At 58.7% G+C, this 16,329-nt stretch carries 14 protein-coding genes and 2 tRNA genes; 11 read left to right on the forward strand and 5 right to left on the reverse strand.

From position 1 onward, the window contains the following. The first annotated feature begins 177 nt into the window (after positions 1-177). Together GFER_RS17840 and GFER_RS12885 are read left to right on the forward strand one after the other, a co-directional pair. Positions 178-2,490: a sensor domain-containing protein gene (locus GFER_RS17840; protein ID WP_052446387.1), complete on the forward strand. Its 2,313-nt coding sequence runs from the start codon at positions 178-180 to the stop codon at positions 2,488-2,490. A gap of 30 nt (positions 2,491-2,520) precedes the next feature. Then, complete coding sequence (locus GFER_RS12885; protein ID WP_040100080.1) at positions 2,521-2,853, forward strand: Hpt domain-containing protein; 333 nt, start codon at positions 2,521-2,523, stop codon at positions 2,851-2,853. Positions 2,854-2,889: 36 nt separating this feature from the next. Here GFER_RS12885 and GFER_RS17845 read toward each other — a convergent pair whose 3' ends face one another. From GFER_RS17845 to GFER_RS12910, 5 genes are all read right to left on the reverse strand, one after another. Beyond that, positions 2,890-4,422: a DUF342 domain-containing protein gene (locus GFER_RS17845; RefSeq protein WP_052446388.1), complete on the reverse strand. Its 1,533-nt coding sequence runs from the start codon at positions 4,420-4,422 to the stop codon at positions 2,890-2,892. Positions 4,423-4,749: 327 nt separating this feature from the next. After that, complete coding sequence (locus tag GFER_RS12895; protein WP_040100081.1) at positions 4,750-4,947, reverse strand: hypothetical protein; 198 nt, start codon at positions 4,945-4,947, stop codon at positions 4,750-4,752. 243 nt (positions 4,948-5,190) lie between these two features. Further along, entirely contained in the window at positions 5,191-6,051 is an 861-nt protein-coding gene (locus GFER_RS12900) for an HDOD domain-containing protein (protein WP_040100082.1), read from the reverse strand. A gap of 151 nt (positions 6,052-6,202) precedes the next feature. Continuing rightward, positions 6,203-7,369: a transporter substrate-binding domain-containing protein gene (locus GFER_RS12905; protein WP_139172164.1), complete on the reverse strand. Its 1,167-nt coding sequence runs from the start codon at positions 7,367-7,369 to the stop codon at positions 6,203-6,205. A 2-nt stretch (positions 7,370-7,371) separates the two neighbouring features. Further along, positions 7,372-8,211, reverse strand: coding sequence for a carboxypeptidase-like regulatory domain-containing protein (locus tag GFER_RS12910; protein ID WP_040100083.1), 840 nt, complete (start codon positions 8,209-8,211; stop codon positions 7,372-7,374). 391 nt (positions 8,212-8,602) lie between these two features. Here GFER_RS12910 and GFER_RS12915 point away from each other — a divergent pair, with 391 nt between their 5' ends. The 9 genes from GFER_RS12915 (at position 8,603) to rnhA (ending at position 16,269) form a co-directional block, all read left to right on the forward strand. Beyond that, positions 8,603-10,111, forward strand: coding sequence for a leucyl aminopeptidase (locus GFER_RS12915; protein ID WP_052446389.1), 1,509 nt, complete (start codon positions 8,603-8,605; stop codon positions 10,109-10,111). Between the two features lie 189 nt (positions 10,112-10,300). After that, positions 10,301-10,477, forward strand: coding sequence for a hypothetical protein (locus tag GFER_RS18935; RefSeq protein ID WP_153304556.1), 177 nt, complete (start codon positions 10,301-10,303; stop codon positions 10,475-10,477). 333 nt (positions 10,478-10,810) lie between these two features. Continuing rightward, positions 10,811-11,017, forward strand: coding sequence for a cold-shock protein (locus GFER_RS12925; RefSeq protein ID WP_040100085.1), 207 nt, complete (start codon positions 10,811-10,813; stop codon positions 11,015-11,017). Positions 11,018-11,243: 226 nt separating this feature from the next. Continuing rightward, on the forward strand, positions 11,244-12,830 hold the full coding sequence (gene serA / locus GFER_RS12930; RefSeq protein WP_040100086.1) for a phosphoglycerate dehydrogenase: 1,587 nt from the start codon (positions 11,244-11,246) through the stop codon (positions 12,828-12,830). A 39-nt stretch (positions 12,831-12,869) separates the two neighbouring features. Then, entirely contained in the window at positions 12,870-14,165 is a 1,296-nt protein-coding gene (locus GFER_RS12935; RefSeq protein ID WP_040100087.1) for an ATP phosphoribosyltransferase regulatory subunit, read from the forward strand. A 20-nt stretch (positions 14,166-14,185) separates the two neighbouring features. Continuing rightward, positions 14,186-15,481, forward strand: a complete 1,296-nt coding sequence (locus GFER_RS12940; protein ID WP_040100088.1) for an adenylosuccinate synthase — start codon at positions 14,186-14,188, stop codon at positions 15,479-15,481. A gap of 107 nt (positions 15,482-15,588) precedes the next feature. Then, a tRNA-Lys gene (locus tag GFER_RS12945) sits at positions 15,589-15,664 on the forward strand. Between the two features lie 4 nt (positions 15,665-15,668). Continuing rightward, positions 15,669-15,746 (forward strand) — tRNA-Glu (locus tag GFER_RS12950). A gap of 70 nt (positions 15,747-15,816) precedes the next feature. Continuing rightward, complete coding sequence (gene rnhA, locus GFER_RS12955) at positions 15,817-16,269, forward strand: ribonuclease HI (protein ID WP_040100089.1); 453 nt, start codon at positions 15,817-15,819, stop codon at positions 16,267-16,269. Positions 16,270-16,329 lie beyond the last annotated feature (60 nt).

The following is a 16,329-nucleotide window of genomic DNA, read 5'->3' on the forward strand; positions in this document are numbered from 1 at the left end:
CTTGCTGTAACCCGGATCTCGCGGATCCAGATGAAAAATTGAGAAAAACAGTTAGAATGTATTTTCACATATCATGCGAGGGTGCCAATGGCGAAGCAGTTAAACTGTCTTAGGGTTCGACCGCCGCGCAAACTCCGGCCCGGAAAAGCCGCCCGGCTTAGATCCAGGGGCGTAAAATTGCGGCGACTCATCAAGAGTTATGAGTGCGGGCGATTGCAATGCGATCTGCGTCTCTCGCAGCAGGCGCTTGAGGATTATCAGCGCCGTTACCGTGAACTTTTCGACTTCGCTCCCATTGGATATCTCTCCCTCGATCACCACGCCTGCGCTGTCGAGTTTAATCCGGCCGCGGCCCGTCTGTTCGATCGACCGCGTGAATTTTTTCTCGACCGTCCCTTTCACGAGCATGTTCATCCGCGCTGGCGCAACCAGTTCAATGATCATCTGCGCCAGGTTTTCAACGGCTTGGAGTGCGCGCAAGAGATGGTGCTTCTGAAGCGCGACGGGACCCCCCTGGAAGTCCAGTTTCAAAGTATGCCGGAGGTCGCAGCCGATGGCCGTGTGATCGGTTGCCGCACGGCAGTGCAGGATCTCTCCGAGCACAGGCGCCAGGAGCAGGTCGTCGAGCGCACCTCCCGCGCCTATCAGGTGCAGGCGGCCTGCAACCGTGCTCTGCTCCAGGCCGGGTGCGAGGACGCTTTGTTTGCCGAGATTTGCCGCATCATCGTTGAAAAGGGCAATTTCGCCTTGGCCTGGGTCGGCCTGGTCGATGAGGGTGAGCGGCAGCGCATTCGGCCCGTGGCGGTTTACGGCGAGCATGCGGATTTTTTGCGCGGATTGAGCATCTCCTGGGGAAATCGCCGCAGTGGTCGTGGTCCGAGCGGGCGAGCCGTGCGTTTGCGCAAGCCGGTGGTCTGCGCGAGCATCGCCGAAGATTCTATCTTTGCATCCTATCGGCAAGAAGCGGCACGTCGGGGATTGGCCTCCTGCATTTCCCTGCCCTTGCTGACCGAAGAACGCTGCCTGGGTGTGCTTGGCATCTATGCGCGCGAGACGGGGGTTTTCAGTGAGGAAGAAGAGCGGTTGCTCATGGAGCTGGCGAATCAACTCGCCTTCGGTCTGATCGCTCTGCGCATGCGCACCGAGCATGGCGCGGCGCTTGAGCAGGTGCAGAAGCTGGCCTATTTCGACGCCCTGACCGGTTTGCCCAACCGGAGCATGTTTCTCGAACGTCTTGAGCAGGGACTCTCCCTGGCGCGGCGCGAAGATCGCCGGATGGGTCTGTTGTTTCTTGATCTCGATCGGTTCAAGGATATCAATGACACCCTCGGCCACGAGGGCGGAGATCAGTTACTCAAGGCGGTTGGCGAGCGCCTGCGTGGCTGCGTGCGCCAGAGTGACACGGTCGCGCGCCTGGGCGGCGACGAGTTCGTCATCATTCTGCACAGCATTTACGGCCAGGGCCAGGTCGAGCCCGTGGCTAAAAAAATTCTCGACGCCTTCACACAGCCTTTTCTCATCGGCAGCCGTGAGGTTTACAGCAGCACCAGCATCGGTATCGCCCTCCATCCCACGGATGGCGAAGATGTCGATACCCTGATTCGTCATGCTGATGCCGCCATGTATAATGCCAAGGCCGAAGGGCGTCAGATTTATCGCTTTTTTTCTCCGGAAATGAACCGTCGCATCCAGGCTAAATTGTTGCTTGAGCGCCATTTGCGCCTGGCTTGGGCCCGTGGCGAGACTTATATACACTACCAGCCTCAACTCGATCTTAAGAGTGGAATAGTGGTCGGCGTCGAGGCGCTCCTACGTTGGAACAGCCCGGTTTTGGGCAAAGTGGATCCCGTGCGTTTTATTCCTCTGGCGGAGGAAACCGGCATGATTCTGCCCCTCGGGGAATGGGTTCTGCGTCAGGCCTGCCGTCAGGTGCGCTCCTGGCACGATGCCGGCCATGGCGATCTGCGGGTGGCGGTGAACGTCTCCGGGCGGCAGTTTCGCCACCCCGACTTTATCGATCTGGTTGATACCATTCTTGCCGAGACCGGCCTTGATCCGACGCGCCTGGTGTTGGAGATGACCGAGAGTACGGTGATGGAAAAGACCGAAGAGGCGATCATGACCCTGACCGATCTTAAGATCAGGGGAATTGGTCTGGCCCTGGACGATTTCGGCACCGGCTACTCGAGCCTCAACCATCTGCGCTCGTTTCCCATCGATCAGATCAAGATCGACCGGTTCTTCCTCTCGGATCTCAACGGTCCCTACGGTCAGGCCGCGATCGTCGAGGCAATGATCGCCATGGCGCACAGCCTCGGCTTACGGGTGGTCGCCGAGGGGGTGGAGGAAAAGGCCCAGGTCGATTTTCTCATGGCGCGCCATTGCGATGAAGTCCAGGGTTTTTTCTGGGCGCATCCGTTGAAAGCCGAGGACTTGCCGGCCCTTTTACGGCCGGACTGTACATCTTTTGCGAAAGCGATCCTGCATTGAAATTAGCGATATCGAAGAAGGGCGAAGAAAATGATAGATCTTAAAGGGGCATTGGCGGCTCTGGAGGGCGACCGTGAGTTGTTGCAGGATTGTCTGGTGCTGCTGATGGAGGATCTGCCTTTGCGTTTCGAAGAAATGCGGGCGTGCCTAGCTGCCGCGGACCTGAACCAGGTCGGAAGAATCGCTCATACCGTCAAGGGCTCGGTGGCGGTGGTCGGCGCCGTGAGTTTGAAAAAAGCCGCCATCGATCTTGAGGCTGCCTGCGAGAAGGGCCAGGTTCTGGAAGCGCGCGAACGTTTTGCGGATCTGTGGCGGCAGTGGGAGGAGCTGTGCCGCTTTCTCAACGAGGAAAACTTTATTTGAAGCCGCCTGCCGACGGGCGTCTGCGAAAATATTCTTTCAACTGCCCCACTCGCCGCCGCCGACTTCTTCTTCCGCCTCTTCTTCCTGCAGTTCTTCTTCCAAGGCCTCTGCCGTTTTCGACAGGGGTGTCAGAGAGAGAAAGTGAAAGCCGCTGCCTTTGCGGTTTTCGATAATGGACACCGCGCCGCTGCGTTCGTGTTTGATTTCTTCGGCATTTTCGCCGATGTGCAGCACCACTCCCTCGCCCAGGCGGCCTTTGATGTTGATTTTTCCATTGGCGTGTTGCTCGGCAAATTTGCGCGCCTGAACGATTTTTTCACCGATTTCTGACTTGATCTGGTTGATCTCCTCCAGGCGCTTGGCCAATGCGAGAACTTTTTTCTTGTCCTCAGGCCCGAGGGATCTGTTGAGTTTGAGCTGTTGGCTGAGGATGGCCAGCTCATCATTGAGCTCGATGAACTCCATTTGTACTTCGTCGAGTTCTCGGGCCAGTTTAATCTGCACGTAATCGATGCCGCCGTAGAGGCGCGTCTTGATACCGCTGACAGCACCGACGTTTTTGGCTTCGATGCCGCCCAATGCGTAGGTTTCCCCGCCGAAGATGTTGCCGTTGGCGATGGTCAGGGTGCCTGAACAGTACACCCGCGAATTGCGGATTTCGTTTTTAACCAGGATGTCGCCTTCGCACTCCACCGTCACGTCATTGAGGTAGGTGACGACCAGATTGCCGCCGCAGGTGAGGGTGCCGCGTCCCTGACCGGCCATGCCGCCCAGGGCGATGTCGCCGCCGCAGGAGATGTGACACATGCCCACGTTGCCGTTGATCTGAATGCCCTTGACAGCGTGAATGTCGAAATCGTCGAGTACGTCGCCGCGTACCTGCACAAAGCCGCGAAAATCGATATTCCCCACTGCGAGATCCACATCGCCCTGCACCAGATATTCCTCGGTGACGGAGACGGTCTTGCCGTCGAAGAGCACCCGTCCCTCCATGTCGGCCAGCACCTTGTCGCCCTCGGCGCGCGCGCCGGCGCCAACGTTGAGTTTGAGAGGTTTGCCCGGCACCGCGGGCAGGACGTCGCCGCGTACCGTATAGCCTTCCTCGCCCAGTTCCGGGGGGCGCAGGATCCCGATTTCCTGATCCGGGGTCACGTTGGAGAAGAAATTCAGGGTGCGGAAATCGATGGTGCCGTCTTCGGCTTCGGCGTAGTCGGGAAGATCGGAGGAGGTTTTGACGAACAGTTCCAGATAACCGTCCGGGCCGGGTGCGGGCTGTACACCTTCGGCCAACAAAAAGTTGTTGGCGGTTTTACCTTTGGCCAGAGTGCGGCACATGGCCTGGATCTGTCCGTTGTCGATGCCCTGTGTTATCCCGTGGGCGGCCAGAAGTTCCGCGATTTCTTCTTTGGTGACTTGTCCCTCTTTGCTCTTCGGGGTGATTGAGCAGCGGCATTCGTGGGCGTTTTTCAGCAGTTCGAGACGCAGAGCGTGGCGCTCGATGTCTTCCTCGAAGAGAATTTCCGGCTGATTGCTTTGTTTGTCCGCTACGGCGCTTGGGGCCTCGCCCATGGGTCAACCTCCCATCCATCTGACAGCGACTTCTTAAAGAAGTGAAAAATTTTTTATGAAGCAATTCTTTTTATTCTATCGAGGGATGCTGTCCAAGTCAAATATTTTTGTTACTATTCAGGCGCATCGTTCGAGAGCACCGCAGGGTGCCGCGGTTGAGCGCTGCGGCAAATGTTTGAGCCGCAGGTGAGTTTTTGCCGCACGCGATGCCGCCGCACCCTGGGGTGCCTGAGAAACAGTTCCATAATTTTAATCGTGGACAGTACAGAAAAGGGGCGGAAGGCATAGCTTTCCGCCCCTGAAGCGAGGGAATTTGCCAGAGAGAGGTCAGGGGCGTTTCAGGACTAGGCGGATGGTCCGGGTCAGTTGCAAGCCGACCAGCAGGGAGCAGTATGCGAGAAAGCAGGTCAGTAGGACAAAAAACAAGCTTCCCGGACCCTGAATCTGGCCCGATGCGGCAAAGGACGCGCTGCTGCTGATAAGAAGAAAACTCAGGACTGCCGATATTTCTAGAAATTTCTTCATGAGATTTGCCTCCGTGGAGCGAATATCTGAGTGCCTCGAATGATGCGATGGCCGGCAAATGCATCATTCGCATAGAGGAGTTTTGCAGGGATCGTACCATCGGGGGGAGTTGCTGTTCTCTTGTGTATGTGTCGGGAATGTAAAGGATTTCTTTTGTGGCTTGGGGGGCTGTGCGAATGCTTGGACATTTTGTCCCTGGCTTTGGGACAGAATGTCTCAGGGGGGGCGCCTCAGAATGGGGTGTCAGCGGCCTGGCGACAGGAAAAAGTCGCGCTCTTTTTCAAACAGGGCAGCAATTTCCTGCTCGAAAATTTCAAGGAGATCATCCGAGAGCCTGAGGTAAATGGCCCCGGGAGCACTTGCCAGGTCGAGGTCGGGCAAGGGGGCTTCCTGACCGATGCCTAGCCGCCGGCAGACCCGGCCCGCGACATTGACAATGGCAACCTGGTGCCAGGTCTGCGGGTCGGCTTCTTCGTCGAGGCGCAGATCGTGATGATGGAGGGCGCTTTGCACCAAGACCGGCGCCAGATTCCAGTTGTCGAGTACGGCGGCGCCCACCAGTTCATGAGAAAAGGCGAAAAAAGCACGTTCGAGATCGATCAGGCCTTCTTCGGCGGTGGGCGCCATATCGAGAACGCGCTGGTAGGTTTCCTTGTCGTGATTGCTCATGACCACTTTGCCGATATGGCGAAACAGGCCGGCGATGAAGGTTTCCTCGGGATCGGCCTGCCCGAGGCGCCGGGCGATGATGCGCGCGGCGATGGCGCAACCGATGGAGTCTTCCCACAGCATGCGCTCAAGGCGGCCGAAGGATTTGTTGATGCCGCGCAGGCTGGTTTCAAGAACCAGGGTGCGGAGAATATTTTCGCCCAACACCACGATGGCTCCTTCCAGGGTCGTGACCCGCTTCTGGCGCCCGTAGATGGGAGAATTTGCGATGCGCAGAATGCGTCCGGAAACGGCCGCGTCGTGGGAAATGGCTTTGGCCAGGAGTTTCGCCGAGCAGTAAGGGTTCTTGAGCAAATCCAGAACCTTTATGGCGACGGCGGGCATCGGGGGAAGATCCCCGAGATGTTTGACAATAGTTTTATAGTCGTTGAACATGGGCGCCGTTAATCTTTGCTGAGGAGGCGGCAGGGCATTCAATCGCAAGCGAGTCGCGGCCGAGGCTGCACAGGTCGGCCCATCTTAATCGTTCTTATGTGGGAATTTCAATGAGTTTAATTATCGGCAGTCGATTTTGGTGTCGCGTCTTTCACCCGCCGAGGTAACGATAGAGAATGTCTTGCCACCAGCGCGAATTGATGCGGAGCAATATTTCCTGGTTGAGAGGTTTGCGCAGCTCACTGTCGCGGGGCAAGGCAATGGAATAATCCTGGCGTTCAAAGGTTGCGGGCAGAACGCGGATATTCCCGGAAAATTGCGTGTTGGTTAAATGTTGCAGCAGGGGCGCGTCGTAGACGCAGGCATCGGCCCGGCCGTCGGCTACCGCTTGCAGGGCCTCGGACAATGTGGCAAAGGGGTGAAATCCGATATGGTTGCGGCTCAGGTAAGCGGCGCTGGTGGAGCCGGAAACACTGGTTACGCGTGCCCGATGCAGCTCTTCAGGGCCACTGATGGATCCGCTCAGTTGCGAAACCGTCAACGCCGAGGTAATGGCTGCGGTAAAGCTGGAAATGATGATGATCGCACCGAACATCCACACCAGCGCCACCAGACGCCCGCCCAGAGTCACGGGCGCCTTGTCGCCGTAGCCGACGGTGGTCATGGTGACGGCAGCCCACCAGAAGCCCGCACCGATGCCCTGCAGGCTGCTGCCCCCGAATTGCGCGGAATTGCGGCGGCGCTCGCACAGCCAGGTTAACAATCCGAAGCCCAGCAGCACCAGCGCGAGGACGCTGACCACCTGAAAAAACTCGCGCGAAAGAAATGCGCGGGCCACTCCTAGCCACTGGGTTCTTTCCGTGGTGGGTACGGCAATGGCCAGCCCGGTGGTGTAGAACGGGTGGGTAAAATCCAGATGGCGTTCCCGCTCGGCGGTGACGGTGATGGCAGCCACCGCCGCGTCAAAACGCTGCCGCCCTGTTCCGTCAAGCATGTCCGCAAGGCTGGTGTCGTAGAATTCAAACTTCAAGTTCAGATCTTCGGCGGCGGCGCGCCACAGGTCGATACTGATGCCGCGCCAGTGACCCTCGGCGTCGCGCATGGCAAAGGGTGGCACCTCACGGGTGGCGACACGCAGCACCTCTTCGTCGGGCGTGGTTGCCGCCGCGGCCGCACCACTGAACAGAAGGCCGAAAGGGCAGATAAACAGCGCCAGGATCAGCGCCCTGTTTCGCCACCGATTGAGTTCTGAGGTCTTCTTTGTCGAAAGTCCGTGTGCCGCGACAGGGATCGCGCCGCGGCGCCTGTGAGGATTCAAGTTCAAAACGGCCTGCGACTTTTTTCAGGTTTGTACTCGCCTTCAAAGGGTTTCATGACGAGGTGCATTTCCTCGATGAACTCTCCGTCGGTGATTTTCAGCGGTTGCGGCGCGTCGCCGCCATGCAGACCATAAAGTTCGCCCGGTCGGGGCATGTCCCAGGCATGCACACGCGCGGCCAGGTAGTAGGTGCCGCCCTGGGGCAGATAGAGAACGAAGCGGCCTTCCTGATCCGCCAGGGTCGAGGCGAAATCGGGCGCGCGTTTGACATCCTCGTCGAGGTAGGCTATGGCAAAGCTGCCCGCGACGGGTTGGCCCTTGGTATCCGTGAGTTTGCCGCGGATGCCGGTGTCGGTGCGCACTTCTCCGACCGATCTTTTGAACAGCATGGGCGCCTTGATGGTAACCACCGGCAGGTCGACCAGGGACATCTTGCCGGGGCGAACCTCGGTGGTAATGCGCTGGTGTTCCGAATAGTAGTCGCCGGGCGAGAGGGGACCAGCGGGTTGGCCGCTCTGGCGTTTGCGCGCGACGACGTAATAAGTTCCCGGCTGGATGTTGTCTATCTGGTAGCGGCCTTGGTCGTCGCTCGGGCCGGAGATGTATTGGGGCGGACCGAGCAGGTTGCTGAAGGCCCCAGGGTAGAGGCTGACATAGGCGTCGCTTAGAGGGGCGCCCTTTTCCCCGAGGGTAACCTGGCCTGTGACCCCGGTCTTCCCATCCTGCTCGACATAACGGGCCAGATGGCGGGTATCTGTGGCGGGCGTTCCAGGTGCGCAGGCATTGAGCAGCAAAAAGACCAACCCGGCCACCAGCGGCTGCAGCAGCGTCAAGCGTTTCATTTCCGGCCTCCTGAACCTGATGAAGAAGAGATTTGTAACCGTTGAGCAGGCGCCGCAGGGTGCGGCGGCATCGCGTGTGGCAAAAACTCACCTGCGGCTCAAACATTTGCCGCAGCACTCAACCGCCGCATCCTGCGGCAGTGTCGGTCCTCGCAGCAGAATAGTTACAGAGATTTTTTAAGCACACATATAGGCCCTCAAAGATTTTACTCGTAGAGCCTGAAAAGTCAAAAGACCTTGTTAATAAAGGTTGATAGGCTCTGCGGGATGATCCTTGGCGGGTGCGCCGGGGTTGAATTGCACGGGATTTCGATTAAAGTCATGGGCGAAGCTGCGGAGCGCGGATGCCGCAGCGACAATATTGCTGAAATCTGCTGATGGAAAGGGTGAAATGATGGAATTCAAAGTGAAAAAAGCCGACCTGCTGAAGCGCAAGGCAGCGGTACTGGTGGTCGGTGTTTTCGAAGACAAGCTCAAGGGTGGTTTTTTGAAGAAGCTCGATGAAGCCCTGGGCGGACTTTTGCAGCAAGCGATTCGCGCGGGCGAATTCCGCGGCGAATTCAAGGAAACACTGTTGATGAGCACCGCCGGCCGCCTGCCCGCGCAGCGGGTGCTGGCCGTGGGACTGGGGCGCGCGACGGACTGCGATCTGGATCGATTGCGCAAGGCCGCCGCGGTGGCGGCTGAGCTGCTCCAGCGGCGCCGTATCACGGAATTGGCTACTAATCTGGTGCAAGTCGGGGTCAAGGGCGCCGGCCATTCCGATGTGGCGCAGGCGGTTACCGAAGGTTTTCTGCTCGGGGCTTACCGCTTTGATCGTTACCGTACCGAGCAGCGCGACAAGTTGCCGCCGGCGCTGGCCGAGGTCTGCTATCTGGTTGATGAATCCGCCGTCGTGTCCGCCGTCGAAGCGGGGGTGGCGGTGGCCCGGGCGGTAGGCACCGGGGTTTATCTGGCTCGCGACCTGGTCAACGAGCCGGGCAATGTCAAGTCGCCGCGCTATCTGGCGGAGCAGGCACAAGCCGTGGCGCGGGAGCAGGGCTTTGTCTGCACCCTCATTGAACGCGAGGAACTGGAGAAGCAGGGCTTTGGCGCCCTGCTCGGCGTTGCTCGCGGCAGCGTGCGCGAACCCTGTCTGATCGTGCTTGAATATCAGGGTGGCAAAAAAGAAGAAAAACCTGTTGCGCTGGTCGGCAAGGGGGTGGTTTTTGACGCCGGGGGTATATCTCTTAAGCCGGCTGAAAAGATGGACGAAATGAAAATGGACATGGCCGGCGCGGCGGCGGTGATTGGCACCTTCAGGGCCGCGGCACAGGCCCGCCTGCCCGTCAACCTGGTCGGCGTGATTCCCGCGGTGGAAAACCTGCCGTCCGGTACCGCCATGCGCCCCGGCGATATCCTGACTTCCCTGTCGGGGCGCACCATCGAAGTGCTCAATACCGATGCCGAGGGACGGTTGATTCTGGCCGATGCGCTGACCTACGTTAAACGCTTTGAACCGCGTGTGGTCGTTGATCTGGCGACTCTGACCGGCGCCTGCATCATTGCCCTGGGCCATCATGCGGCTGCTGTTCTCGGTAGCGACGAGGAACTTATTACCCGTCTGTTGGCCGCGGGGCGCGACAGCGGCGAGAAGCTCTGGCAACTGCCCCTGTGGGACGAATATGCGGCGCAGATCAAAAGCGAAATCGCCGATGTCAAGAACCTCGGCGGACGACCCGCGGGGACCATTACCGCTGCTGCCTTTCTGCACAAATTCGCCGATGGCCTCAACTGGGCGCATCTTGATATCGCCGGCACCGCATGGGAAGAAAAGGGCGAGCCCTGGGTCGCCAAGGGCGCAAGCGGTTTCGGTGTGCGGTTGTTGATGAGATTTCTGCAAAAGGAGTCGGAGGGCTAATCTGTTCAGCCTGCGCCGCAGGTCGCAGCGGCATCGCCTGCGGCGCAATGGGGCCTTGTATCTGAATCGTCCCTCGGGATTGAAGTAAGAGTGAGTTCTGCTAAAATGTAGCGCAGAGAGCCGGGGTACGGACATTGTGGGGTTTTGGGTCCGGGAACCACGGCAAGGCGGTAACAGAAGGAGATGGGCTTGCTCCGTTATTGTGCATGGTGCGACAGTTTTCTGGGAGTCAAAGCCGGAAAGGGACATCAGGTGCGAGAAGATCGCAGTGAAGTCGACACGGCGGCCATCTGCCCGCCGTGTTTCGCTAAATTGGCCGAGGAGATATCTCTCCCGGTCGAGATGGAAGGCGATTCACGTATCTGATGCCTGTAACGGACATGTCTTGCCATCCACTGTTTCCGGGAACCCGGAGGGGGTCTTCTTTTTTCTTTTCTTTTTAAGTAGTTGCTCAGTCTGCACCGCAGGCCGCGGCGGCATCGCTTGCGCTGAAACCTCGCCTGTGGCTCAAACATTCAGCGCGGTACGCAACCGCCAAGGCCTGTGACGTGTTGGGCATTGCTGCTGAATAGTTGCCTTTTTGCTTGTCCTTTGCAGACAATTCATATCAGGCGATCATTTTTTGATATCGACAGGAGGCTTTCCTCCGGGTTGATCGCCGCCGGGGGAACCATAGCGCTTATGCAGGGAGAGGGAGTAATGGAACAGGAACAGGGAAAGGTGAAGTGGTTCAATGAAACCAAAGGTTTCGGGTTCATTGAGCAGGACAGTGGTCCGGATGTGTTCGTGCATTACAGTGCGATACAGATGGATGGTTTCAAGACCCTGGTCGAGGGGGACGCGGTGATTTTCAGCGTCATTCAGGGTCCCAAGGGGCTTCAGGCGCAAAATGTGATGAGAGCCTAGTTTGCTTCGATTGCCTCTAGGGATCTGTCTTGTCCGCTTCAGGCTCCGCTTTCGGGCGGAGCCTTTTTCGTCGCCCTCCACATCAGCCCCCCTTTGACTCCCCAGGCGGCCGCTTTGCCGCCCGGCTTTGGTCTTGACATCCCCCCCTCCTGTTGCTAGTGTACCAGCTTCGGTAAACTCGCTGGATACGGTGTGTTTACGGCCATTTCGGGGGATGGGAGAGGTAATGAAAATCCTGGTTTCCGACAAGCTCTCCGCGGAGGGTTTGCGCATCTTCGAGGAAACCGAAGGCATCGAGGTGGATTATCTCCCCGGCGCCGAACGCCAGGAGCTTCTGCAGCATGTGGCGCAGGCCGATGCTCTGGTGGTGCGGGCCGGCACCCAGGTGGATGCTGAACTTTTCGATGCCGCGCCCCGCTTGAGGGTCATCGGCCGTGCCGGAATCGGTGTTGAAAACGTGGACCTGGCTGCCGCCAATCACAAAGGGGTGGTGGTCATGAATACCCCTTTCGGTAGCGCCATTACTTCCGCCGAGCACACCCTGGCCATGCTCATGGCCCTGGCCCGCAACATCCCCGCAGCCGATAAGGCCGTCAAGGATGGCATTTGGTCCAAGACCGATTCCCCCGGCGTGGAGATCTCCGGAAAAATTCTGGGAGTCGTCGGCGCCGGCAAGATCGGGCGCTTGGTGATTGAACGGGCCCTTGGGTTGAAGATGCGGGTTCTGGTGCACGACCCCTATCTGAGCTCTGAGATGGTTCACCAGTTGGGCGCCGAGCCGGTTGATTTTTCCAAAATCCTGGCGCGCAGCGATTTTATCACCTTGCACGTTCCTCTGAATTCCGAAACCTTTCAGTTGCTTGACGAAAACGCCCTGGGTCGGGTCAAGCCGGGTTGTCGGATCATTAATTGCGCCCAGGGCGGGCTGGTCGACGAGGCCGCCCTGGCTCGGGCCATCGGCACCGGACGCGTGGCCGGTGCCGCCCTCGACGTGTTTGCCAAAGAGCCCCCCGATCCCGAGAACCCGCTGCTCCAACTTGATCAGGTGATCTGTACGCCGCATCTGCGTACATCTTCCGTCGATGCGCAGATCAATGTCTCGCTGCAGGTGGCTCATCAGGTGGTTGATTTTCTGCTGCGCGGAGTGATCGTCAACGCCCTCAACGTACCCTGTGTCAGCGCCGAATTGCTGCCGGTGATGCGCCCTTATTTTGAACTGGCGGAAAAACTCGGTGCTTTTCAGGCGCAGCTCAATCCCCGTGGTCTGAAGCGGGTGACCATCGAATATGCCGGAGATATCGTCGATTTTCCCACCGCGCCCATGACCATGGCGCTGCTCAAAGGGCTCATGGGCCCTTTGCTCGGCGAAGTGGTCAATTACGTCAACGCGCCTCATCTGGCTCGGGAGCGGGGCATCGCCGTGGTTGAGGTCAGCAATCCCTCGGCCGAAGGCTACTCCAACCTGATCCGACTCACCGTGGACGCCGGCGAAACCCGGCGGGTGGTGGCCGGGGCGCTGTTCGACGGCCGCGACATGCGTATCGTGCGTATCGACGATCACCAGCTGGAGGCCATGCCCCAAGGCCATATTCTGGTGCTGCTCAATGTTGATCGTCCCGGCGTCATCGGTTTTATCGGCCAGATACTTGCCGAGGCCGAAATCAATATCGCCATGATGAATCTGTCTCGCCGTACCAAAAGGGGCGGTGAGGCGGTATCCCTTATAACTGTCGACAGCCCGGTGCCCGAATCCGTGCTGGCTCGATTGCTTGGCCATGAGAGTATTCTTTCGGCTGTGCAGGTCGAGTTGTAAATCGGCGACCGGATTGTCTTGAAAGGATTTTGCGCGTCCATGAAGCTACCATCCGCCGTTCCTGAAAATATGCTCCCCCGGGGGGTTAAGGACTTTCTCCCGGTCAAGGCGGCCAAGATCGAATATCTCAAGCATACCCTGCTTGATGTCTTCGCGCAGTGGGGTTTCAGGCCCGTCATGCCGCCCTCACTGGAATACCTGCATGTTCTGGAAAAGGCATTGGGAGCCGGATTGCGTGAGCGCACCTTCCGTTTCGACGATCGCCAGGGCGGTCATTTGGTGGCGATTCCTCCGGATATCACGCCGCAGGTCGCCCGTATCGTTGCGACCCGCATGCGTGATTTTCCCCTGCCCCTGCGGTTGTGCTATGCGGGGCGGGTCATGCGTCATGCCGAGCAGCAGACCGGCAAGGACCGCGAGATACTACAGGCCGGCGCGGAGTTGATCGGATTGCAGAGTCCCGAGGCCGATGCGGAAATGATCGCCATGGCGGTGGAAGGTCTCAACGCTCTCGGTGCCCGCAAATTTACCGTGGATATCGGACAGGTGGAGTTTTTCCGCGGAGTCATGGAGGGGCTTTCCCTGTCGGGAAACCTCGCGCAAGATGTCGAGAACGCCATTGGCCACAAGGATTCCTCGGGCCTGCAGGCATTGCTGGCCGAGGCGCCGATTTCCGCCCAGGCGCGGGAGGAAATCAGCATTCTGCCGCGCCTGTTCGGTGGGCGCGAGGTACTGGACCGCGCCGCCTCCGTGGTGCGCAACGAGCGCTCCCGGCGTGCGCTGGACAACTTGGCGCGGGTTCTTGATATCCTCGCCGTGTACGGGGTTGAGGATCATGTCACCATTGACCTCGGCGAGATTCGCGGACTCGATTATCACACAGGTGTGACCTTTCAGGGGTTCCTGCCGGGACTCGGCCGCGCGGTCTGCTCGGGAGGGCGTTACGACAACCTGACGGCGCGGTATGGCTTTCCCGCTCCTGCCACGGGCTTTGCTTTCAACATTCTCAATCTGCTCTTCGCCCTGGAGGGCGAACTCGATGAGCGGACCCGACGCAGCACCGATGTGCTGATTTTTCAGTCGGGAGACGACAAGGTTCTTGCGCAACGCTTGGCGCGCCTGCTACGAGCCGCGGGCTTTTCTGCCGCCCGCGACATCTACCCGCGCGAACTCGATGAAACCCTGGAGTATGCCCGCAAGATGAGTTTTCGCTTTGTCATGACTCTCGGTCGTGAAGGTGAAGATGTTCGGATCATCCGCACGGCGGACGGCATCAGTCTCCAGGCCGATCTACAGGATATTCTGGCGGGTGATTTTGCTTTTCTGACCGATTGAATAGAAAGAAGGATACCTTTATGGCAAATGTAATTATCGTCGGCGCCCAGTGGGGTGACGAAGGCAAGGGAAAGGTCGTTGACATCTACACCGAATATGCCGGCGACGTGGTTCGTTTTCAAGGCGGCAACAATGCCGGACATACCCTGGTCGTTGGCAAGGAAAAAACCGTCCTGCACCTCATCCCCTCGGGAATTCTGCACGAGGGCAAACGCTGCATCATCGCCAACGGCGTGGTCCTTGATCCCAAAGTCTTTCTCGAGGAAATCGATCGGCTCAAGGCGCGTGGTTATCTCAAGGACGATCGGCAACTGGTGGTCGACGGCAATACGCACATTATCATGCCCTACCATGTGGCGATCGACAAGGCGCGCGAAAGCGGCGCAGGGCGCAAGATCGGCACGACCGGTCGCGGCATCGGTCCGACCTACGAGGATAAGATCGGCCGGCGAGGCATCCGTTTCGCCGATCTGGTCCAGCCTGAGGTTTTTGCCCGCAAGGTGCGTGAACAGTTGCCCGAAAAGAATTTTCTTCTGGAAAAATTTCTCGGACAGCCGCCTCTTTCCGAAGAGGCCATTATTGCCGAATACACAGCTTACGGCGAACGCCTGAAGCAATATTTGGGCAGCGCCTCGGTGCTGGTAAACGCAAGCGTTCGTGCCGGCCGCAATGTCCTCTTCGAGGGTGCCCAGGGCAGCCTGCTCGATATCGATCACGGCACCTATCCCTATGTCACCTCATCCTCGACCATTGCCGGCGGCGCCTGCACCGGTGCCGGCATCGGCCCGCGCTTTATCGACGAAGTCATCGGCATTTCCAAAGCCTATGTGACGCGGGTCGGGGAAGGTCCTTTTCCCACCGAGCTCAATGATGAAATGGGTGATCGCCTGCGCCGGATCGGGCAGGAGTTCGGCGCTACCACCGGACGGCCGCGACGCACCGGCTGGCTTGACGCCGTGGCACTGCGGGAAGCGGTGCGCCTCAACGGCATGACCGGACTGGCCATTACCAAGATGGATGTGCTCAACGAGCTGGAAACCATTAAGATCTGTACTGCCTACAGCTGCCAGGGAGAATTGCTGACGGATTATCCCCATGACCTCGAGGTCCTCGCCAAGTGCCAGCCGGTTTACGAGGAATTCGAAGGTTGGCAGCAGGATACCTGTGACCTGAGTCGCCTCGAAGACTTCCCGCCGCAGGCGCGCAGCTACCTCAAAAAGATCGAAGAGCTGTGCGGCTGTCCGGTGGTGCTGGTTTCGGTGGGGCCGCGGCGCGACCAGACCATCCAGTTGAAAAACCCCTTCGACGGGGCCTGACCTTCCGGAAAATTCGCGGGAGCGGCAGAAAAAACGAAAAAAGCAAAAAAAGTAAAAAAAAAGTTGACGCGCACAATCGGTTCATATATAACAGGCTTCCGTTGCGCGAGCCGCTAGCTCAGTTGGTAGAGCATCTGACTTTTAATCAGATGGTCGTAGGTTCGACTCCTACGCGGCTCACCACTCAGTCCCCATCGTCTAGCCCGGCCCAGGACACCGGCCTTTCACGTCGGCGACGGGGGTTCGAATCCCCCTGGGGACGCCAACATTAACAGCCCCGTTGCCCCTTCGGCGACGGGGCTGTTTCCGTTTGGAAATGTGCCGAAATCTAAGTTATGAGCGAATCTGAGAATTTTGTCGATATTTTCACCGATGGTGCCTGCTCGGGCAACCCCGGACCCGGTGGCTGGGGCGCGGTGCTGCGCTACAATGGCCATGAGAAGGAACTTTCGGGTTACGCGGCGCAAACCACCAACAATCGCATGGAGCTGACTGCGGCCATCGAGGCTCTGGCGGCCCTGAAGCGGCCTTGCCGAGTGCGTCTGACCACGGATTCGGAATACGTCAAAAAGGGCATCACCGAGTGGTCGCCGGCCTGGATCCGGCGCGGTTGGAAGAACTCGCAAAAAAAGGATGTTGCCAACCGCGACCTGTGGGAGCCGCTGCTGGCTCTGTGCGCCAAGCATCAGGTGGAATGGCATTGGGTGCGTGGTCACACCGGCCACCCGGAAAATGAGCGCTGCGATGAACTGGCGCGCCGGGCCATAGCCGAGGCAAGCGCGCGCTGAAATCCGACCCCGCTGGACACCCCCCGATCTTGTGCTATCATCTCTTCTATACAGCCCCCT

The organism is Geoalkalibacter ferrihydriticus DSM 17813 (assembly GCF_000820505.1).
GTDB classification, from domain to species: Bacteria; Desulfobacterota; Desulfuromonadia; order Desulfuromonadales; family Geoalkalibacteraceae; genus Geoalkalibacter; species Geoalkalibacter ferrihydriticus.

Excerpts from the sequence above, each read along its gene's own strand:
- GFER_RS12885 (WP_040100080.1), top strand. The coding sequence starts at position 2,521 with ATGATAGATCTTAAAGGGGCATTGGCGGCTCTGGAGGGCGACCGTGAG.
- GFER_RS17845 (WP_052446388.1), bottom strand. The coding sequence starts at position 4,422 with ATGGGCGAGGCCCCAAGCGCCGTAGCGGACAAACAAAGCAATCAGCCG.
- GFER_RS12895 (WP_040100081.1), bottom strand. The coding sequence starts at position 4,947 with ATGAAGAAATTTCTAGAAATATCGGCAGTCCTGAGTTTTCTTCTTATC.
- GFER_RS12900 (WP_040100082.1), bottom strand. The coding sequence starts at position 6,051 with ATGTTCAACGACTATAAAACTATTGTCAAACATCTCGGGGATCTTCCC.
- GFER_RS12910 (WP_040100083.1), bottom strand. The coding sequence starts at position 8,211 with ATGAAACGCTTGACGCTGCTGCAGCCGCTGGTGGCCGGGTTGGTCTTT.
- GFER_RS12915 (WP_052446389.1), top strand. The coding sequence starts at position 8,603 with ATGATGGAATTCAAAGTGAAAAAAGCCGACCTGCTGAAGCGCAAGGCA.
- GFER_RS12925 (WP_040100085.1), top strand. The coding sequence starts at position 10,811 with ATGGAACAGGAACAGGGAAAGGTGAAGTGGTTCAATGAAACCAAAGGT.
- serA (WP_040100086.1), top strand. The coding sequence starts at position 11,244 with ATGAAAATCCTGGTTTCCGACAAGCTCTCCGCGGAGGGTTTGCGCATC.
- GFER_RS12935 (WP_040100087.1), top strand. The coding sequence starts at position 12,870 with ATGAAGCTACCATCCGCCGTTCCTGAAAATATGCTCCCCCGGGGGGTT.
- GFER_RS12940 (WP_040100088.1), top strand. The coding sequence starts at position 14,186 with ATGGCAAATGTAATTATCGTCGGCGCCCAGTGGGGTGACGAAGGCAAG.
- rnhA (WP_040100089.1), top strand. The coding sequence starts at position 15,817 with ATGAGCGAATCTGAGAATTTTGTCGATATTTTCACCGATGGTGCCTGC.